Annotated in this window: 14 protein-coding genes and 1 pseudogene; 7 read left to right on the top strand and 8 right to left on the bottom strand. The window is 75.0% G+C overall.

The window, feature by feature from the left end; genetic code table 11:
* Positions 1-100 precede the first annotated feature (100 nt).
* Both DWV08_RS12905 and DWV08_RS12910 read right to left on the bottom strand, forming a co-directional pair.
* Positions 101-1,003, bottom strand: coding sequence for a PRD domain-containing protein (locus DWV08_RS12905; RefSeq protein WP_115414171.1), 903 nt, complete (start codon positions 1,001-1,003; stop codon positions 101-103).
* 117 nt (positions 1,004-1,120) lie between these two features.
* Positions 1,121-3,367 carry a glucose PTS transporter subunit IIA gene (locus tag DWV08_RS12910; RefSeq protein WP_115414172.1) on the bottom strand — a complete coding sequence of 749 codons (2,247 nt, stop codon included), beginning with the start codon at positions 3,365-3,367 and terminating at the stop codon, positions 1,121-1,123.
* Between the two features lie 291 nt (positions 3,368-3,658).
* Between DWV08_RS12910 and DWV08_RS12915 the strand changes: the two genes are divergently transcribed.
* The 5 genes from DWV08_RS12915 (at position 3,659) to DWV08_RS12935 (ending at position 6,847) form a co-directional block, all read left to right on the top strand.
* Positions 3,659-4,192: a GNAT family N-acetyltransferase gene (locus tag DWV08_RS12915; RefSeq protein ID WP_115414173.1), complete on the top strand. Its 534-nt coding sequence runs from the start codon at positions 3,659-3,661 to the stop codon at positions 4,190-4,192.
* 161 nt (positions 4,193-4,353) lie between these two features.
* Positions 4,354-4,551 (top strand): hypothetical protein, encoded by a 198-nt coding sequence (locus DWV08_RS12920; RefSeq protein ID WP_115414174.1) that lies wholly within the window; start codon positions 4,354-4,356, stop codon positions 4,549-4,551.
* Between the two features lie 74 nt (positions 4,552-4,625).
* Positions 4,626-5,309, top strand: coding sequence for a pyridoxamine 5'-phosphate oxidase (gene pdxH / locus DWV08_RS12925; protein WP_115414175.1), 684 nt, complete (start codon positions 4,626-4,628; stop codon positions 5,307-5,309).
* Positions 5,310-5,409: 100 nt separating this feature from the next.
* A complete protein-coding gene (locus DWV08_RS12930) occupies positions 5,410-6,183 on the top strand; it encodes a DsbA family protein (RefSeq protein ID WP_115414176.1) in 774 nt (257 codons plus the stop codon).
* 241 nt (positions 6,184-6,424) lie between these two features.
* Positions 6,425-6,847, top strand: coding sequence for an SRPBCC domain-containing protein (locus DWV08_RS12935; RefSeq protein ID WP_115414177.1), 423 nt, complete (start codon positions 6,425-6,427; stop codon positions 6,845-6,847).
* Between the two features lie 88 nt (positions 6,848-6,935).
* Here the strand turns inward: DWV08_RS12935 and DWV08_RS12940 are convergent, their stop codons facing one another.
* A complete protein-coding gene (locus tag DWV08_RS12940) occupies positions 6,936-7,820 on the bottom strand; it encodes a GH25 family lysozyme (RefSeq protein WP_115414178.1) in 885 nt (294 codons plus the stop codon).
* A gap of 130 nt (positions 7,821-7,950) precedes the next feature.
* Positions 7,951-8,688 carry a glutamine amidotransferase gene (locus tag DWV08_RS12945; RefSeq protein WP_115414179.1) on the bottom strand — a complete coding sequence of 246 codons (738 nt, stop codon included), beginning with the start codon at positions 8,686-8,688 and terminating at the stop codon, positions 7,951-7,953.
* A 100-nt stretch (positions 8,689-8,788) separates the two neighbouring features.
* On the opposite strand from DWV08_RS12945, the gene DWV08_RS12950 reads away from it, so the two are divergent.
* On the top strand, positions 8,789-9,826 hold the full coding sequence (locus tag DWV08_RS12950; RefSeq protein WP_115414180.1) for an aminoglycoside phosphotransferase family protein: 1,038 nt from the start codon (positions 8,789-8,791) through the stop codon (positions 9,824-9,826).
* A gap of 124 nt (positions 9,827-9,950) precedes the next feature.
* Here the strand turns inward: DWV08_RS12950 and DWV08_RS12955 are convergent.
* Positions 9,951-11,282, bottom strand: a pseudogene (locus DWV08_RS12955) (HNH endonuclease); the annotation flags it as partial.
* A 162-nt stretch (positions 11,283-11,444) separates the two neighbouring features.
* On the opposite strand from DWV08_RS12955, the gene DWV08_RS12960 reads away from it, so the two are divergent.
* Positions 11,445-11,981 carry a glutathione peroxidase gene (locus DWV08_RS12960; RefSeq protein ID WP_115414181.1) on the top strand — a complete coding sequence of 179 codons (537 nt, stop codon included), beginning with the start codon at positions 11,445-11,447 and terminating at the stop codon, positions 11,979-11,981.
* 68 nt (positions 11,982-12,049) lie between these two features.
* On the opposite strand, the gene DWV08_RS12965 is transcribed toward DWV08_RS12960, so the two are convergent.
* From DWV08_RS12965 to DWV08_RS12975, 3 genes are all read right to left on the bottom strand, one after another.
* Complete coding sequence (locus tag DWV08_RS12965; protein ID WP_115414182.1) at positions 12,050-13,894, bottom strand: serine hydrolase domain-containing protein; 1,845 nt, start codon at positions 13,892-13,894, stop codon at positions 12,050-12,052.
* 84 nt (positions 13,895-13,978) lie between these two features.
* Entirely contained in the window at positions 13,979-14,470 is a 492-nt protein-coding gene (locus DWV08_RS12970) for a hypothetical protein (RefSeq protein ID WP_115414183.1), read from the bottom strand.
* A 227-nt stretch (positions 14,471-14,697) separates the two neighbouring features.
* The gene (locus DWV08_RS12975; protein ID WP_115414184.1) at positions 14,698-16,797 is read right to left on the bottom strand and encodes a prolyl oligopeptidase family serine peptidase; all 2,100 of its coding nucleotides are present in this window, start codon (positions 16,795-16,797) and stop codon (positions 14,698-14,700) included.
* Between the last annotated feature and the right edge of the window lie 75 nt (positions 16,798-16,872).

Raw genomic sequence — 16,872 nt, forward strand, 5'->3', positions numbered from 1 at the left:
GTAGTACGCACCCCGGACGAACATGCGGTGACCGGGAGGTGACGACCCCGGATCGGTCGCATAACGCTTCACAGCGGCGGTGCCGGGCCGCCGCCCGACATCAGGCCGGGGCGGTCCCCGCCTGCGGGGCGTCGGGCGCCTGCCCCGCCGCCCGCGCCCGCGGGGCCTCCGCCTCCATCGTCATCCGCGCCACGTGCAGGGCCAGGTAGGCGATCTCGTCGGCGGAGAGCGCCTCGCCCATGCGCAGCCGCACGATCACCGCGAGCTGCTCGGCGGTGCGGGCGGCCTCGGGGTAGCTCTCGCGGATGGTGCGGCTGATGAGGGACTGCTCGCCGTCGAGCTGCCGGTGCTGCTGGATGCGCACGAACATGTAGCGCACGTGGGTGATGAAGCGGGCGGCGGCCATCGAGTGCCGGTCCGCGGCGATCCCGAACCGTTCGGCCACCACGGCCAGCATCTGCTGGATCACCCCGGTCATGGTGTACGTGAAGGAGAGGTCACCGGTGGAGAACCCGGCGTTGACCAGGTGCAGCGCGAGCGCGGTCGCCTCGTGCGCGGGCAGCGCCGGATCCACCTGGGCGTTGACGGCGTGCAGCAGCCGCTCGGCGCGGTCGTACTCCTCGGGGTAGAGGGTGCGCACCTCCACCTCGAGCGGGTACTCGATCTCGAGCCCGCGGCGCAGCCGGTCCAGGGCGCCGGAGACGTGATCGGCCACGGCGATGGCGAGGGTGGGGCGGGAGGACTCGCGCTGTTCGATCCCGGTCTCGCGCAGGCCGATCACCACGGCGCGCAGGATCTCCTGGTCGATCATCGCGAAGGCCTCGGCGAGGTGGTCGGGGTCGCGCCCGTCGGCCGGGACGAACACCTGCACGATCCTCTCGGGATCCACCTCCTGGCCGGGGTGGGCGCGGAAGCCGATGCCGCGACCGGTGAGGATCACGCCCTCGCCGTTCTCGTCGCGGGAGAGCACCACGTTGTTGTTGAGGGCCCTCAGCACCTTCATCGGCCCTGCTCCTCCTTCCGGCCCTCGTCGTCGGGGGCCCTCGCATCTCGTCCCGCCGCAGTGGCGGGGCGGTGCGCGCACCCTCCCCAGGGAGGGTACGCGCACCGCGCCGGCAGCTCAGCGCCGGGCGACCACCACGGCGTCCCCCGCGGCCACCTCACCGGGCGCGGCCGGCTCCACGGCGGCGAAGGTGGCGGTGTTCGGCACGGTGAGCAGCGTGATCGGGTCGTAGCCCGCCTCGCGGATCGCCTCGAGATCCACCACCGCCAGCAGGTCGCCGGCGCTCACCCGCTGCCCCTGCTGGACCTGCACGTCGAAGCCGTGACCGTCCATCTTCACGGTGTCGATCCCCACGTGGACCAGCACCTCGGCGCCGCCGTCGGCCAGCAGGCCGAAGGCGTGACCGGTGCCCGCCACCGTGGCGAGCACGCCGTCGGCAGGGGCCACGATCCGGCCGTCCGCCGGGACGATGCCCACACCCTCGCCGAGGGCGCGGGAGGAGAACACCGGATCGGGGACGTCCGCGAGGGCGACCAGGCGCCCCGCGACCGGGGCGAGCACGGTCACCGCGCCGGCGGCCGACGGGGTCGCACCCGACGGGTCGGCACCCGACGGGGTCGCGCCGTCGGCCCCCGACGCATCGGCGCCCTGCGCGGTGCCGGCGGCCTGCGCGGTGCCAGCGGCCTGCGCGGTGGGGGCGCCCTGAGGGGTGCCGGCGGCGGCCACGGCGGCGGCACCCGCCCCGGCACCTGCGCCGACGCCCGCGAGCTCCCGCTCGGCGACCGGCGTCGAGGCGTCGTCGGCGGCGGTCGCGGCGGACCCGTCGGCCGTGGCGGCGTCGACCGAGGCGGCCTGCGCGGACTCGGCGGCGTCCCGGGCGGCGTTCGCCTCGGCCCGCTGCTCGGCGGTGCGGTAGTCGGAGACGTACACCAGCACCATCGCCACCACGAAGGCGGCCGCGATCGCGATCACGTAGGTGAGCATCGGGTCGAACACGGGGATGGTGAGCAGGGAGGTGAAGGCGAACACGGAGGTGTTCACGCCGCCCAGCAGGCCCACGATCAGGCCGCCCACGAGGCAGCCCACCAGCATGCGCGGGTAGATGCGTTTGAAGCGCAGGTGGATGCCGTACAGCGACGGCTCGGAGATGCCGCCGAACAGGCCCGCGGCGAGCGCGCCGGTGGCGGTCTGGCGCATCTCGGTCTCGCGGTGGCGGATCGAGAGCAGCAGCACGCCGGCGGTGGCGCCGAAGCAGGCGAAGTTCCACGCACCCATCGGGCCCTGGATGAAGTCGTAGCCGAGGGCGTTGATGTTCTGCAGCATCAGCGCGTTCAGCGGCCAGTGCAGGCCCAGCGGCACCAGGAACGGGTACAGCAGCGGGATGAGGATCGCGAACACCAGCGGCGCGTTGCCGTTCAGCCAGGCCAGGCCCGAGCCGAGGCCGTTGCCGGCCCAGATGCCCAGCGGGCCGATGAGGAAGGCGGTCACCGGGATCGTCACCAGCATGGAGACGAAGGGGACGAACACCAGCTGCACGTTGGCGGGGAACACCTTCTGCAGGCCCTTGTAGACCAGCGCCAGCAGCGCCACCATCAGCAGCGGCACGAACACCTGGCCGCCGTAGTCGTTGAGCTGCATGGGCAGTCCGAACACGGTCGCCACGCACTGCTCGGTGCCGAGCAGCTCGTTGGTGGTGCAGGTGACGCCGGGGACGTCCCCGCCGATCATGCCCAGGTAGTCCGGGGTCATCACCGCGGCCATCACGGCCGCCCCCACCCAGCCGTCGATCTGGAGCTTCTTCGCGGCGTTGAACGCCACCATGATCGGCAGGAAGTACAGCACCGAGCGCCACATCGCATCCACGAACACCCAGGTGGCGGACTTGTCCGCGGCGCGGAAGTCCACCACGCCCAGGGCGTCCAGCACGGAGGCGATCGCGATGATCAGGGAGGCGCCCAGCAGCACGCCCATCAGGGGGCGGAAGGAGTCCGAGAGGTACTCGAAGAACGCGTCCAGCCACGCGAAGCGGCCCCGGCTGCGGGCACGGATCGCGGCCTTGACCTCGGCGTCCGTCTGCGGGCGGGGCGTGCCGCCGGCCGCCATCGACGGCAGCGCCATGATCTGGGAGTACACCCCGGCCACGGCCCCGCCGATCACCACCTGGAAGCGGTCGCCGGACTGCGGCACGGTGCCCATCACCTCGCTGCGGGCGTCCAGGCGCTCGCGGTCCACCTGCGCACCTTCGTGCAGCTGGAACCGCAGCCGGGTGGCGCAGTGGGTGAGGCTCTCGATGTTCTCGGGGCCGCCGACGCCGCGGACGATGTCCTCGGCGAGCGATGCGGTCCCAGGGGAGGAGGTGTCCATGAGGCGTCCTCGCCTTCTTCCTGGGTCGTGGGGCCTGCGCGGGCGGGCCCCGGGGTGCAGCGGGCAACAAAAAAGACCCGGGCCCCGCCGGGTGCGCGTCAGCGCACGGCACGGGTCCCAGGTCTTGCTCCTCCGCCGCGGGGCGGGGGATGACAATCCGGTGATCGCGGACTCGGAAGTCCGCGACGAACCATAGCAGGTGCGCGCCGCCGTGCGGAGGCCCGGGGTCCCGCCGCCCGCCGCCGGCCCGGCGCTGCCCTGGCGCCGCTCCGGCGCTGGCAGACTCCCCTCATGACCGAACAGCTCCCCCACTCCCCCGCCGCCGGCGCGTTCACGCTCGATGCCCCCACCCTCGCGGACGTCCCCGCGCTCGCCCGGGTGCACGTGCACGGCTGGGAGGTGGCCTACGGCCACGCCCTGGCCGGCGAGGAGTGGTTCGGCGCGCCCGCGATCGCCCGGCGCGAGGCGGACTGGACCCGCTGGCTCACCCCGGGCATCCCGGAGGCCGACGAGGGCACGTTCCGGATCGGCCGGGATCGGCACGGCGCCCCGGTGGGCCTGGCCGCGTCCTGGCCGCCCCGCGACCGGGAGCCGGTGCGCGAGCGGGAGCTGTCGATCCTCTACGTGGCGCAGGCCTGGCACGGCAGCGGCCTGGCGCGCGCCCTGGTGGAGTCGCTGCTGGGCGGATCCCCCGCCAGCCTGTGGGTGGCCGAGGACAATCCGCGCGCCCGCCGCTTCTACGCGAAGCTCGGCTTCGTCGAGGACGGTGCCCGGCACACGGATCCGCGCTGGCCGGAGCTGCCGGACCTCCGCATGGTGCGCTGACCGCGCAGATCCTCGCGCGCCCACACGCGCCCATCGGCCCTCGCCCTCCCGCTCTCCACCCGGGGACGGAGGCCGCGCAGCGCGAAGATCCCCCCACGGTCCTCTCTGTGCGCCCGCCCGGACGGACGCCTCGGCCCGGGGCCCGGCGCGAGGGTGGAGCCATGAAGAACGCGACCATCGCCACCAGCCGCACCCGTGCCACCGACGAGCAGCTCATCGACTACCGTCCCCTCCCCGCCGAGTGGGGTGATCTGACCGCGCTCCGCGCCGTGCGCGCCGAGCGGGCGCGCGGCGCGGCCCCCCGCCCGGAGAGCTCCCGGCACCGCCCGCGGGGCCGCTGGAGCGCCGGGCGCCGCTGAGGGGCCCGGCCTGCGCACCGGGCCGCACCCGGCACCGCCCTCGGGCCCGCGCGCGAGGATCTAGGATCACGGCCATGAGCGACCGTCCCGGCCCGCGCGCCCTCGCCGCGGAGCGCACCGACTACCTCGCCGCCTCCCTGCCGGACGACGCCCCGGAGGATCCGCTGGCGCTGTTCGCCACCTGGTTGGAGGAGGCGTTCGCGCGCCGCGAGGAGCGGGGCGACCTGTACGACCCGTCGGCCGCGGTGCTCTCCACGGTCGCGCTCGCGGAGGACGGCACCCCCTCCCCGCGCTCGCGCACGGTGCTGCTGAAGGGCCATGACGCCGACGGCTTCGTGCTCTACACGAACCTGGACTCCGACAAGGCCCGCGAGCTGCGGGCCGCCGCGCGGGCGTCCCTGCTGCTGCCCTGGTACGCCCTGCAGCGTCAGGTGCGGATCGAGGGGGCGGTGCGGCCGGTGCCGGCGGAGGAGTCCGACGAGTACTGGGCGCAGCGGCCCCGCGGCTCGCAGCTTGGTGCGTGGGCCTCGCACCAGTCCCGCGAGATCGCCTCCCGCGAGGCGCTCGAGGCGCAGTACGCCGCGGCGGAGACCCGCTTCGCGGGCGTCGACGTGCCACGGCCCTCGTTCTGGGGAGGCCTGCGGCTGCGGCCCGAGCGGCTCGAGTTCTGGCAGGGCCGCGCCCATCGCGTGCACGACCGGATCGCCTACACGCGCACCGCCGACGGCACCTGGGAGCGGCACCGGCTGCAGCCCTGAGCCGCACGCCTCGCGCCCGGGGCCCGGCGCCGTCCCTCCGCGCGGCGGCCGGGCGCAACGGCCCGGCGCAGCGGGCGCCGCGGTGAGTAGGGTCGAGGTCATGACCGCACCCCAGGGCCCCTCACGCTCCCGCACCCCGCTGCTCATCGCCCTCGTCGCCGCCCTCGCCTGCGCGGGGCTCGTGCTGGTGCTCGTGCTCGCGGGCGTCGCCGGCGGGGTGATGTTCTGGCGCGGCGACCCCTCCGCCGACGACCCGACCAGCGCCGAGGGCTCCGAGGGCAGCGACGGGGACGATCCCGCGGCGGGGCAGGACGGCGCCGGCCTGGTCGCCCCGCCCGGCGCGGCCGAGGACCAGACCTATCTCGAGCTCTCCACCAGCGACGACGGCCCGGTGGTGGACGTGTACCTCGACTTCCTCTGCCCGCACTGCGCCACCTTCCACGACGCCCAGGCGGAGGACCTCACCCGGCTCGCGCAGGAGGAGGAGATCACGCTGCGGATGCATCCGCGGCCGATGCTCGATGCGAGCTCGACCCCGCCCGGCTACTCGGGGCGCGCCGCGAATGCGGCGGTCTGCGCGTACGCGGAGGATCCGACGCAGTGGGCGGCGGCGGAGGCGGCGCTGTTCGCCCACCAGCCCGGCGAGGAGGGCCTCGACGACGACGAGCTGGGCACGGTGATCGAGGAGGCAACTGGTCTGGACGTGTCCGGCTGCATCGCCGAGCAGACGTATCTGGGATGGGTCGAGGACGTGGTGGAGCCCGAGGCGCTCGCCACGGGGCAGGGCACCCCGGCGGTGTTCATCGACGGCGAGCAGTTCACCGGGGATCCCGCCGCGCCCGGCTCCCTGGCCGAGCAGCTCGAGGCGGCCTGAGCGCGGGCGGCCTCGAGCGCGGCATGGATCGCCGCACTCCCGGCACCCCGGCCCTGCCACGCCGGCGCGGTGGGGAAGGCGGCGCCTGTCGCCCGAGGGGCGGTGCACCGCCCGGGGCGCACCGCCGTTCCCGCCCGTCGCGGGCCCTCCCGGTGACCTCCCGGCGACGCGGCGGGGAACACCTGACGTCGGCTCGTGGTCCCCTCTGGGCGGGCCGCGGCCCCGGCTCTACGGTGGCGGCATGCGCACCGAGAGCAGGCACTCCCCCGTGGGCCTCACCCATGACGCCGGGTGGGAGCTCGGCGCGCACCGCACCCTCGAGGCGCCGCCGGAGGAGGTGTGGCGGATGCTGCTCTCGGAATGGCTCCCGCAGTGGCTCGAGGTGGACACCGTGCCCCAGATGGTGGGCGCGCCGCTGCGCCACGGCGACCGGGTGCGCGGCCGCGTGATCGGCTGCCACATGGGCCGACGGGTGCGGGTGCGCTGGACCCCCTCGCGCCTCGACCACGAGACCGTGTTCCAGGTGACGCTGCAGCCCGAGCCCGAGGGCGGGAGCGGCACCGTGCTCGCGGTGCACCAGGAGCGGCTGCTGGGCCCCGCGGAGCGGCAGGCGCTGCTGGAGCACTGGGAGACCGCGCTGGACCGGGTGGCCGCGACCGTCTGAGCCCCGCCTCGCGCCCGCACTGCCGCGGTGGGCATGCACTGCCGCGGCGGGCCGACACTTCCGGGGCGGGCCTGCACCGCCGCGGCGCTCAGGCGTCCTCGAGCGGGTGGGCGAGCGCGCCCTCGCCCTCGCCGATCTCGGCGCGCTGCCGCAGCAGCTCGATGCGCGCCACGTCGATGTCCACGCCGCCGTCGATGCCGGACACCTCGCCGTCGAAGCGCAGCTGCCACACCGTCCAGTCCTCCGCGGCCGGGCGCTCCCCCGCGGAGAACAGCCAGTCCGGGCGGGGGTCCGCGACGGGGAGGCCGTAGTGCCGGCGCCACTCGGAGGAGGAGTAGATCACCAGGCGGCGACCCCACGCCTCCTCCACCACGGCGGTGAACGCGTCGATCTCGGCCTGCGCCGCGGCGGCCTCGGGCTTCTGCTCGCAGGCGCCGTCGAACTCGAGGTCGAGCGCGGGCGGCAGCGCGGAATCCTCCGGCGGGGCGACGGCGAGGAAGTCCTCCGCCTGCTCGACGCCGGAGGAGCACAGGGTGAAGTAGTGGTAGGCGCCGGGGGTGATCCCCGCGGCGCGGGCGCCGTCCCAGTTGCGCCGGAAGTGGGTGTCGGTGAAGCCGGCGCCCTCGGTGGCCTTGAGGTAGGCGAAGGCGACCCCGTCGGCGGCCACCAGCGACCAGTCGATGTCGCCCTGATGGCTGGAGACGTCCACGCCCATCACCTCGTCGGCCGCGAGCTCCACCCCCTCGGGGAGGTTGCCCCTCACGGCGGCGCCCTCCTCGGCGGCGGGGACGGCCATCGCGGCGTCGTCGGCCGTGAAGGGCGTGCGCTCGGCGAGCGCGGCCTCGCCCGACCCGCCGCGCAGCGCACCGATCACCGAGGCGGCGCAGCCGCCGATCGCCAGCAGCAGCACGAGCGCGAGCGCACCCGCGACGATCTGTCGTCGCCGGACCTGTTCCGGTGTGAAGCGGGGCACGCTGGGACGGTACAGGAGCGCACGCCGTCGACGACGGACGACGTGCCGTGCGCCGCGGGATCTCGCGCCCCGCAGCAGGCGCGCCGTCGGCCGGTCCGCCGGCGCCGGCTCGTCCCGCCGGGCCCCCGGGTCAGCGGGCGAAGAGCGTGGCGAAGGCGCGAAGCAGCCGCGGCGCGTCGTCGGCGTCCCGGCCGCGCAGTGCGTCGAACACGTCCTCCATCTCGTTCGGGGAGAAGTAGCCGTGGTCGCGGTAGGCGCGGGCCCTCTCGATGATCGAGGGGACGTCCAGCTCCGGGTGGAACTGGGTGGCGTACTGGCGGGTGCCCACCCGGAACATCTGCACCGGGCAGGTGCGGCCGGAGGCCAGGGCGGTGGCGTGCGGGGGCAGGGTGTGGACGGCTTCCTTGTGCCCCACCAGGCCGGTGAAGGTGTGCGGCAGCTCGGCCTCGCGGATCAGGGGATCCTCGCGCCCGGCCTCGGTGAGCGAGACGTCCACGGCGCCGAGCGGCTCGCCATGGGTGCGGTCGATCAGCGCGCCCTGATGGGTGCCGAGGGTGCCGATGCCGTAGCAGGCGCCGAGGAACGGGATGTCCTCGGCGATCACGCGGTCCAGCACGCGGGAGATCTCCGCCTCGGCCCGCACCTGGGCCTCGGACTTGCTCGGGGCCGGGTCCGAGACGGTGAACGGGCTGCCGCACAGGATGATCCCGGAGATGTCCTCGCCGCCGAGGTCGGGGAACGGGTCGCGGTCCAGGCGTGCCCAGAGCAGCTGGTGCTCCTCGAGACCGGTGAAGTCGAGCACGGCGGCGCGCTCGGTGAGGGCGACGTCGTCCTCGGGGCGGGTGGCGATCTGCACGAACGGTCTCACGCGGGCATCGTAGTCCCCGCGACGGCGTGCTCCCGCCGCGTACTCTGCGAGGGCGTCGTCTCCCTGCGGGGGGCCGTGGATCCGAGGAAGGAGTCCCCGCATGAGTCCCCAGCCGGTCGGTCGTGCCGAGCCCGCGCCGGTGGGCGGCCACCCGTTGCCCGAGCGCCTGCGCGCCTCGCAGGACCCGGGGGTGCACGCGTGGCGGGAGGGGCTCCCGGAGATCGTGGAGGAGCTGCGGGAGCGGTGGCGGCTCCGCCTCGAGGCTCCGTTCGAGCCCGGCGGGTCGAGCGCCTGGGTGGCGCCGGTGCGCGAGGCCTCCGGTGCCGAGCGGGTGCTGAAGGTGGCCTGGGCGCACGAGGAGTCCCGCGACGAGGCGGCCGGGCTCCTGGCCTGGCAGGGGCGGGGCGCGGTGCGCGTGCATCGCAGTGCGCAGCACGGGGAGACCTCGGCGCTGCTGATCGACCGGGCGCGGCCGGGGACGCCGCTGCGGGAGCTGCTCACCTGGCCCGCACGGGACGAGGTGGTCGCGGCGGTGGCGCGGCGCCTGTGGCGGCCCCCGCAGGAGCTGGTGGACGGCGAGGCCGCCGCCGCGTTCCGCCCGCTGGCGCAGATGTGCGCGTGGTGGGCCGATGAGGCGCAGCAGCGGGCCGACGCCGGGCTCTCGCCGCTGCCCGCCGATCTGGTCGCGCACGGCCTGGAGCTGTTCCGCGAGCTGCCGGCCCTCTGGGACGGCGAGCCCGTGCTGCTGGCGACGGATCTGCACCCGGAGAACGTGCTGCTCGTCGAAGGCCCCGACGGGGCGAGCGGCGGCGACGACGCCGGGAGACACGGCGGGGCGTCGGTCCCGCACGCCGCGACGGTCGCGGCGGGGCGCTCCTGGGTGCTCATCGACCCGAAGCCGTACGTCGGCGATCCTCACTACGACGTGCTCCAGCACATGCTCAACGATCCGGAGCGTCTGCGGGATCATCCGGGTCGCTTCGCCGAGCGGATGGCGGCTCTGGCGGGTCTGGATCCGCATCGGGTGCGTCGGTGGCTGCTGGCCCGCTGTGTGCAGGAGGCGCGGTTCCCGGGGGCCGGGGGTCTGGAGGCGGCGGCGCCGGCGGCTCTGGCTCTGGCGGCCGACGGGGTGGAGTGACCCGCCCGATCAGCGGGGTGGGGGTGGTGGTGCGGCTGGTGCCGGAGTGGCCTGTCCAGCGCACTCGGTGACCGGGCGCGTGCGGGTCCCGCACCCGCTGCACCGATCGGGTGCTGGTCTCCTTGGTGTTGCAGTGCGCGCAGAGCCCCTCACCGTTGTCGAGGCTGGTGGCGCCGCCCTGGGCGACGGGCACGATGTGGTCGCCGTGCCGCACCGCGGCGTTGCAGAACGGACCGCGGCAGGTGGTGTCCCGCCAGGTCAGGAAGCGTCTCATGGCCGGCGGGAAGGTGCGGGCGGTGGAGTCCATCGCCACCAGCTCACCGGTGGTGGGGTGCGTGTAGAGGCGGCGGAGCGTGGCGCGCACGGCGTCGCCGTCCTCGCCGAAGGGGTCGTCCTCAGGGCGTCGCGGGGCCGTGGTCGCGGCGCGCAGCTGCTCCCGCACGGCCTCGGCGGGCACGGCGCCGTAGCCCTCGAGGTGGGCGACATCCCCCGCGTCCGGGCAGAAAAGGGCACGGTCGGTGATGAGCACGCCCACGTCGAGGACGACCGGCTCCGCGGCGCCGTCCCCGCGCCCCAGGAGGAGCTCGGTGAAGGCGTCGGCCATGACGGCGCCGTGCCCGTCCCTGCCTCCGGCGGCGCGTCGACGCTCGGCCTCCAGGGAGAGCCGTTTGTGGATCCGGCGGGCGTCGATCGCGGTGATCTTCGCGCTGAGCGTGGCCATCCCGTGCCGGCCCGGGGTCAGGGTCACGTGGCGCTGAGCGCGGGCGCGTCGGTGCCGGAGCGCCTCGCCCTCGGGGTCGAGCTCTCCGGCGATCGTCGCGACCGCGTCCTTCCAGCGGCGGGCCCCGGCGCCGTCGAAGTCGGCCAGCCGCTCTCCCAGCACGCCGTCCACCGCGCGGGCGAGGTCCGGGTCGAGCACCGCGGCGGCGTCGGCCACGGCGTAGACGGCATCGCTGGCGACCTGCCCGGTGCGCAGGGCGTCCATCATGCGCGGGAGCGTGTCGACCAGGCGCTGCGCGGAGGCGAGGGTGCGCCCGGCCCTGTGGGGCGAGCACCGGGTGAGCAGGGTGAGATCCTTCGCGGTGGCACGGTCGGCGAGCTCGTCGGTAGCGGTGCGGGAGGGCTCCGCGCCACCCTCGTGCGCCGCGTCGTCCCGCGCGGCGGCGTACCGCTCCCGGCGCGTCACGTCCCGCAGCGCGATCACCGCGCGTGCCTCGAGAGCTTCCATCGCGCCCGCGCACCGCTGCAGGGCGCCGAGCAGGTGGGTGAACTCGGCCCGCTCGCCGCCGTCGACGTCGAACGCCGTGCCCGGATCCCCGGCGACCTCCTGCACGAGAAACGCGAGATCACCGAGCGCCTCGGCGAGCGCCCGCGGCCCGCCCTCGCGCAGCGCGGCCAGGAACGCCTGGGGCGACGGCTCGTCCCCAGGGCTCACGGTGCGCGGCTGACTGCTCATGCACCCATCGTTCCCGCCGGTGAGGTGCAGGAGAAGGGCGACGGTACCACTGTGGACGGGGCCGGGATGGGGAGGGGAGGTCGAGGGGCGGCGACGGCGGTATCGGGTCAGCAGCCGGCGCGCAGTCACCCCCTGCCCAGGCCCGCGCACCACAATGGCCCCATGACCACTCTCGCCGACCTCACCGCCACCGCCCTCTCCGGCCGGGACCAGGACCTCTCCGAGCACCTGGGATCCGTCGTGCTGGTGGTGAACACCGCCAGCAAGTGCGGGCTCACCCCGCAGTACGCCGGCCTGCAGGCGCTCCACGAGCGCTTCTCGGCGCAAGGGCTGACCGTGCTCGGCTTCCCCTGCGACCAGTTCATGCACCAGGAGCCCGGCACGGAGGCCGAGATCTCCGAGTTCTGCCAGGTCAACTACGGAGTCACCTTCCCGATGTTCGCGAAGATCGAGGTGAACGGCGAGGGCGCGCATCCGCTGTACCAGTGGCTGACCGGTCCCCATGCCGGCGCCGCCGCGGCCTCGCGCTCCGGCGCCGACACCACGAGCGCCGACGGGATCCCCGCCGGCGACATCGAGTGGAACTTCGCGAAGTTCCTGCTGGGCCGCGACGGCACGGTGCTGCGCCGCTACGCGCCGCAGGTGGAGCCGGCCGACCTCGCCGAGGACATCGCGCAGGCGCTCAGCGCCACCGCCTGACGGGCCCCGGCGTCACCGCCTGACAGTGCGCCGCGCCGGGCCCGACTGAGCGCAAGCCGCCGGCGCGCTCACCGACCGAGCGTCCACCCGTCGGCCACCACCTGGGCCCTGTCGCCCGCACGGTCCGTGTCCAGCAGGGTGCGGTGCCCGTCGAGCACCCGCAGCCGTGACACCCAGGCGCCGAGACCGCGCACGGCGCCGTCGGTGCTCAGCCGCAGCCGCACCTGCACCTCCCCGGTCAGCGGCGCGCCGCCGTCCGAGAGCGGGAAGCGGCCGTCCCACACGGCGCGCCGGCCCCAGCCGGTGATCTGCCCGTCCGGCACCTCCACCGGCTCCTCGTGCCGCGCCTGCAGGGTGCCCGGCAGGGGCAGCCAGGTCTCGCCCTCGTCGGCGGAGGCCTCGAGAACCAGCACGTCGTACGCCGTCTCGAGGTGCGCGAACAGGTCCGTGCGCAGCTCCGCGCCGCCGTCGCCCACGTCGAGGGCGAGGGTGAGGGTCGCGGTCGTCCCGTCCTCCTCGCCCGCATGCCAGCCGTCGCGGACCTCCCGGGGGACGATCCCGAGGGCGCGGGCCACGCAGGTGGAGACCTCGCGGCGGGTCACCGAGGTGGTGGACCACGCGCGGGTGGGGTGGACCGAGTTGGTCAGCAGCACCACGATCGTGTCGGTGAGCGGGTCGATCACCAGCGAGGTGCCGGTGAAACCGGTGTGCGCGCCGCTGTACGGGCTGGTGAGCCCGGCGTGGTAGTACCAGGCCTCGAGCTCGGGGCCGAGCCCGCGGCGCGCGCCCGGCACTCCGGTGATCTCCGCGATCCGGTCGGTGAACATCTGCTCGACGGTCTCCGCCTCGAGGATGCGGGCGTTCCCGTAGCGGCCGCCGCCCAGGAACATTTGCCCGAACACGGCCAGGTCGCGGGCAGTGGAGAACACGCCGGCGTGCCCCGCCACCCCGCCGAGCGAGTACGCGTTCTCGTCGTGCACGTGGCCGTGCACGAGATAGCCGTAGTAGTCGATGTACTCGGTCGCCGCGATGCGGGGCTTCCACGACGCGGGCGGGTTGTAGGTGGTGTCCTCCATGCCCAGCGGCGCGACGATGTGCTCGTGGACGTACTCGTCCAGCCCCTGCCCGGAGAGCTTCTCGACGATCAGCCCCAGGGTGATCAGCCCCAGGTCCGAGTACACGTACTCGGTGCCGGGGGCGGCGTTCGGCGCGACCGTGAGCACGGCATCGAGCCGCGAGGGGACGTCGGGGTGGGCCGAGTACAGGTTGATGAACGCGGGCAGCCCGCCCACGTGGGTGAGCAGGTGCTGCACGGTCACCTCGCCCTTGCCGTTCTCCGCGAAGCGCGGCAGGTGGTCGGCGACCTTGTCGTCCAGGCCCAGCAGCCCCTTCTCGACGTGCTGCATCACGGCGGTGGCGGTGAAGATCTTCGAGATCGAGGCGAGGTCGTAGACGGTGTCGGTGCGGGAGGGGATCCGCTGCTCCTCGGGCAGCTGCGTGGTGGCGTCCTGCCAGCGCAGCGCGTACCCGTCGGCGTGCTCGTAGGCGATCCCGGCCTGCGAGGCGACCAGCACGGAGGCGCCGGAGAAGCGGGGCGGATCGTGCTCCAGCCCGTCGCGCACGATGTCGGGGATCCGTGCGAGCTCGTCGGCGTCGAGGCCGACGGCGCCCGGCCGCTGCTCCCGCAGGGTGCGGCCGGAGCCGCGGCGGGCCCAGGGACCGGCGTGGGGGCCGCCGCGCCGCCAGTCCGGGGCGGCACCGGCGGCCTCTCCGGTCGCGGCGTCGGCGGCGCCGTCGGGGGTGCCGTCCTCGCCCGGGGAGGGCTCCCCGGCGGCGTGGGCGAGGGCGGGGAAGCCCGCGGCGGCGAGCGCGGTCGCGGCGAGGCCGGTGCGGCGGGTGATCAGGGGGTCCATGAGGCTCCTTCTCTCCGGCGCGCGGCGATGCGCACCGCCCGCCACGCTAGCCACCCCGCCGCGCCGTGGGCAAGGAAGCGCTGGTCAGCGCGGCGGGGCGTGCCCCGGCACGGCCGCGCGCGCCTGCCGCGTCTCGCGGATCCCGAGGATCAGCACCACCACTCCGGCCACCATCATCACCAGCCGCGCGATCTGGACCACCGAGTCGAGCACGGACAGCACCGTGGCGAACGCGCCGACGCCGTCGGGCAGCCCCGAGGGGTCGCCGGTGACGGAGAACGACACCACCAGGCCCAGCACGGACGCGGCCAGCACCAACGCCGCGCCGACGCGCAGCCTCCCCTCCCCCTTGACCACCACGACGATCGCGAGCACGAACGCGGCGAGGGACAGGCCGATGGTCAGCAGCGCGACCGCGACGATCACCAGCGTGAGCACCAGGTAGGCGGCGATCATGCCCTCGCCCGTCGGGTCCACCTCCAGGGAGCCCAGCGCGAACAGGGCCCCGAGCGCGCTGACCACGGAGAACAGCACCGCCGCCAGCGTGACCACCACCAGGGCGACGGCGGGTCGCACCGGGAGGTCGTACGGGCTCTTCGGACGCCGCGGCCCGGGTGCGCCGCCGGCCGGGGGCGGGCCCGGCGGGGGCTGGGGTGCACCGGGCGGGGGCGGGTAGGTGCCCGACGGGGGCTGGTGGCCGCCCCACGAGGGCTGATGACCGCCCGACGGGGGCTGCGCGCCCGACGAGGGCTGATGGCCGTTCGACGGGGGCGGGGGCGCGCCGTAGGGCGACTGCGCGTGATTCATGCCCGGCCCCCGTCCCGTCGCAGCTCCAGCACCGGCACGCAGGCCGGACTGAAGCCGAGCACCTGCCCGTAGAAGGACAGCGACGCCTCGATCGCGCGGATGATCGTCTCAGCCTTGCGGAAGCCGTGCTGCTCGCCCTCGAACAGGAGGTAGGCGTGCGGGATGCCCTTGGCGGCGAGCGCGTCGCGGAACAGCTCGGACTGGCTGGGCGGCACGATCCTGTCCTCGTCGCCCTGCAGCAGCAGCACCGGCACCTCGAGCTCGTCCACGTGGCTGAGCGGCGCCCGCTCCACGTAGAGGTCCCGCCTCTCCGGATACGGGCCGACGAGCCCGTCGATGTATCGCGACTCGAAGTCGTGGGTGTCCAGGCGAAACGCCTCCAGTTCGGCCACGCCGAAGCTGGAGACGCCGGCGGCGAAGGCGTCGGTGCGGGTGAGGCAGGCCAGGGTGGTCCAGCCGCCGGCGCTGCCGCCCTCGATCGCGAGCCGGTCCCCGTCGGCGATCCCCTCGGCGACCAGGTGCTCCATCACCGCGACCGTGTCCTGCACGTCCACGACGCCCCACTGCCCTCGCAGACGGTTGCGGTAGGCGCGGCCGTAGCCGCTGGAGCCGCCGTAGTTCACCACCACCACGCCCAGGCCGCGGGAGGTGTAGTAGGCGACCGGCAGGGAGAGCACCGGCGCCACGTGCGCGGTGGGCCCGCCGTGCACCTGCGCGATGAACGGCGGCAGCTCGCCCTCGCGGCCCGCGAAGCCCTCCTGGCGGGGTCGATGCACGATCGCGTGGACCACGCCGCCGTCCGGCAGCGGCACCTCGATGCTCTCCCCCTCGGGCAGGAGGCCCGGATCGGGGGCGTCGTCCCGGGAGGAGCGCAGCACCGTCAGCGGGGACAGGACGGGACCGTCGAGGTCGAGCCGGGCGAGGTGGAGCGCCGAGAACTGCGTGGGCGAGGCACCGGCGAGCACCAGCAGGCCGTCCTCGCGCAGCGTCGCGGCGCCGATCTGCGTGAGCGGGCAGTCCAGCGCCGTGAGCTCGCCCGTGCTGATCCGCAGCACGGACAGGGAGGTCGCGGCGCGTCCGTGCTGCACCAGGGCACGGTCCGGATCGAGCACCTGGTACCAGGTGCTGCCCAGCGTCCACAGCGGGCCGGCGAACTCCTCGTCCCGCTCTAGCACCTGCCGGGAGCCGTCGGCCCGCGACCACACCCACGGGTTCCACCAGCCGGAGCTGTCCGCGAGGAACATCAGGCGCTCCTCGTCGAGCCACTCGGGCTGCAGCACGGAGACGTCGGCGCCGCCGGCGAGGATCTCGCCCTCCCCGGCGCTGCCGTGCATCAGCGGGGCGAGGTGCAGCTCGGTGCCGTCCCACGGCATCTGCGGATGCTCCCAGCTGATCCAGGCGAGCTGCGTGCCGTCCGGGCTCACCCGCGGATGCGCGACGAAGCGGGAGGAGGGGGTGACGCGGCGCAGCGCGGAGGGATCCTCTGCCGCGGAGCCGTCCAGCGGCACCTGGCAGATGTAGCGCTCTATGTGCGGGGCGCCGTCCGCGTCGGTGCGCGGGCCGTCCTCGCCGCCGGTGTGGTCCTCGCACACCCACCACACCTCCACGGTGCCGTCGGGCGCCGTGACCACGGTGGGCTCCGCCCAGCGCAGCGAGGGGCCGTGCGCGGACCCCACCTCGGGGCCGACAGGGGTGAGCGGGCGGGGCTGCTCCCCCTCGCGCATCGCATGCACGCGCTGGTCGGCGAAGTTCACGAACACCACCAGCGGAGCGAGCTCCTCGTGCGCCTCGGCGCCGGGCTCCGGCCGTGCGCCGGGGACCACCGTCCAGCTCGCCCCGCCGTACTCGTGCACCCGCGAGCGGGCGTTGAACGGGGCGGGCAGCACGGTGACCGTCTCCGCCGGCGGCTCCTCCCCGAGGCCGACGGGACCCGCGGTGCGCACAATCGCCTGGCGACCGCCCTCGGTGGCGATCCCCTCCGTCCACCACACCTCCTCGCCCACCGGGAGCGGGGCGCCCAGACGGGTGCCGCCGGTGGCGAGCTGCTTCGCGGTGAGGGACGAGGGCCAGGAGCCGTACGGGAGTGTGGTGACCATGAGGCCAGCGTAGGCAGTGGGCGGGGTGGGCGGGTCGGGAACGGGCGGTGGTGTGGACGGGTGGTGGTGTGGACG

It is taken from the genome of Brachybacterium saurashtrense (assembly GCF_003355475.1).
GTDB lineage: Bacteria > Actinomycetota > Actinomycetes > Actinomycetales > Dermabacteraceae > Brachybacterium > Brachybacterium saurashtrense.

Coding starts and splice junctions, on each gene's coding strand:
- DWV08_RS12930 (WP_115414176.1), top strand. CDS start 5,410: ATGACCGCACCCCAGGGCCCCTCACGCTCCCGCACCCCGCTGCTCATC.
- DWV08_RS12950 (WP_115414180.1), top strand. CDS start 8,789: ATGAGTCCCCAGCCGGTCGGTCGTGCCGAGCCCGCGCCGGTGGGCGGC.
- DWV08_RS12935 (WP_115414177.1), top strand. CDS start 6,425: ATGCGCACCGAGAGCAGGCACTCCCCCGTGGGCCTCACCCATGACGCC.
- DWV08_RS12960 (WP_115414181.1), top strand. CDS start 11,445: ATGACCACTCTCGCCGACCTCACCGCCACCGCCCTCTCCGGCCGGGAC.
- pdxH (WP_115414175.1), top strand. CDS start 4,626: ATGAGCGACCGTCCCGGCCCGCGCGCCCTCGCCGCGGAGCGCACCGAC.
- DWV08_RS12920 (WP_115414174.1), top strand. CDS start 4,354: ATGAAGAACGCGACCATCGCCACCAGCCGCACCCGTGCCACCGACGAG.
- DWV08_RS12965 (WP_115414182.1), bottom strand. CDS start 13,894: ATGGACCCCCTGATCACCCGCCGCACCGGCCTCGCCGCGACCGCGCTC.
- DWV08_RS12915 (WP_115414173.1), top strand. CDS start 3,659: ATGACCGAACAGCTCCCCCACTCCCCCGCCGCCGGCGCGTTCACGCTC.
- DWV08_RS12905 (WP_115414171.1), bottom strand. CDS start 1,003: ATGAAGGTGCTGAGGGCCCTCAACAACAACGTGGTGCTCTCCCGCGAC.
- DWV08_RS12975 (WP_115414184.1), bottom strand. CDS start 16,797: ATGGTCACCACACTCCCGTACGGCTCCTGGCCCTCGTCCCTCACCGCG.
- DWV08_RS12910 (WP_115414172.1), bottom strand. CDS start 3,367: ATGGACACCTCCTCCCCTGGGACCGCATCGCTCGCCGAGGACATCGTC.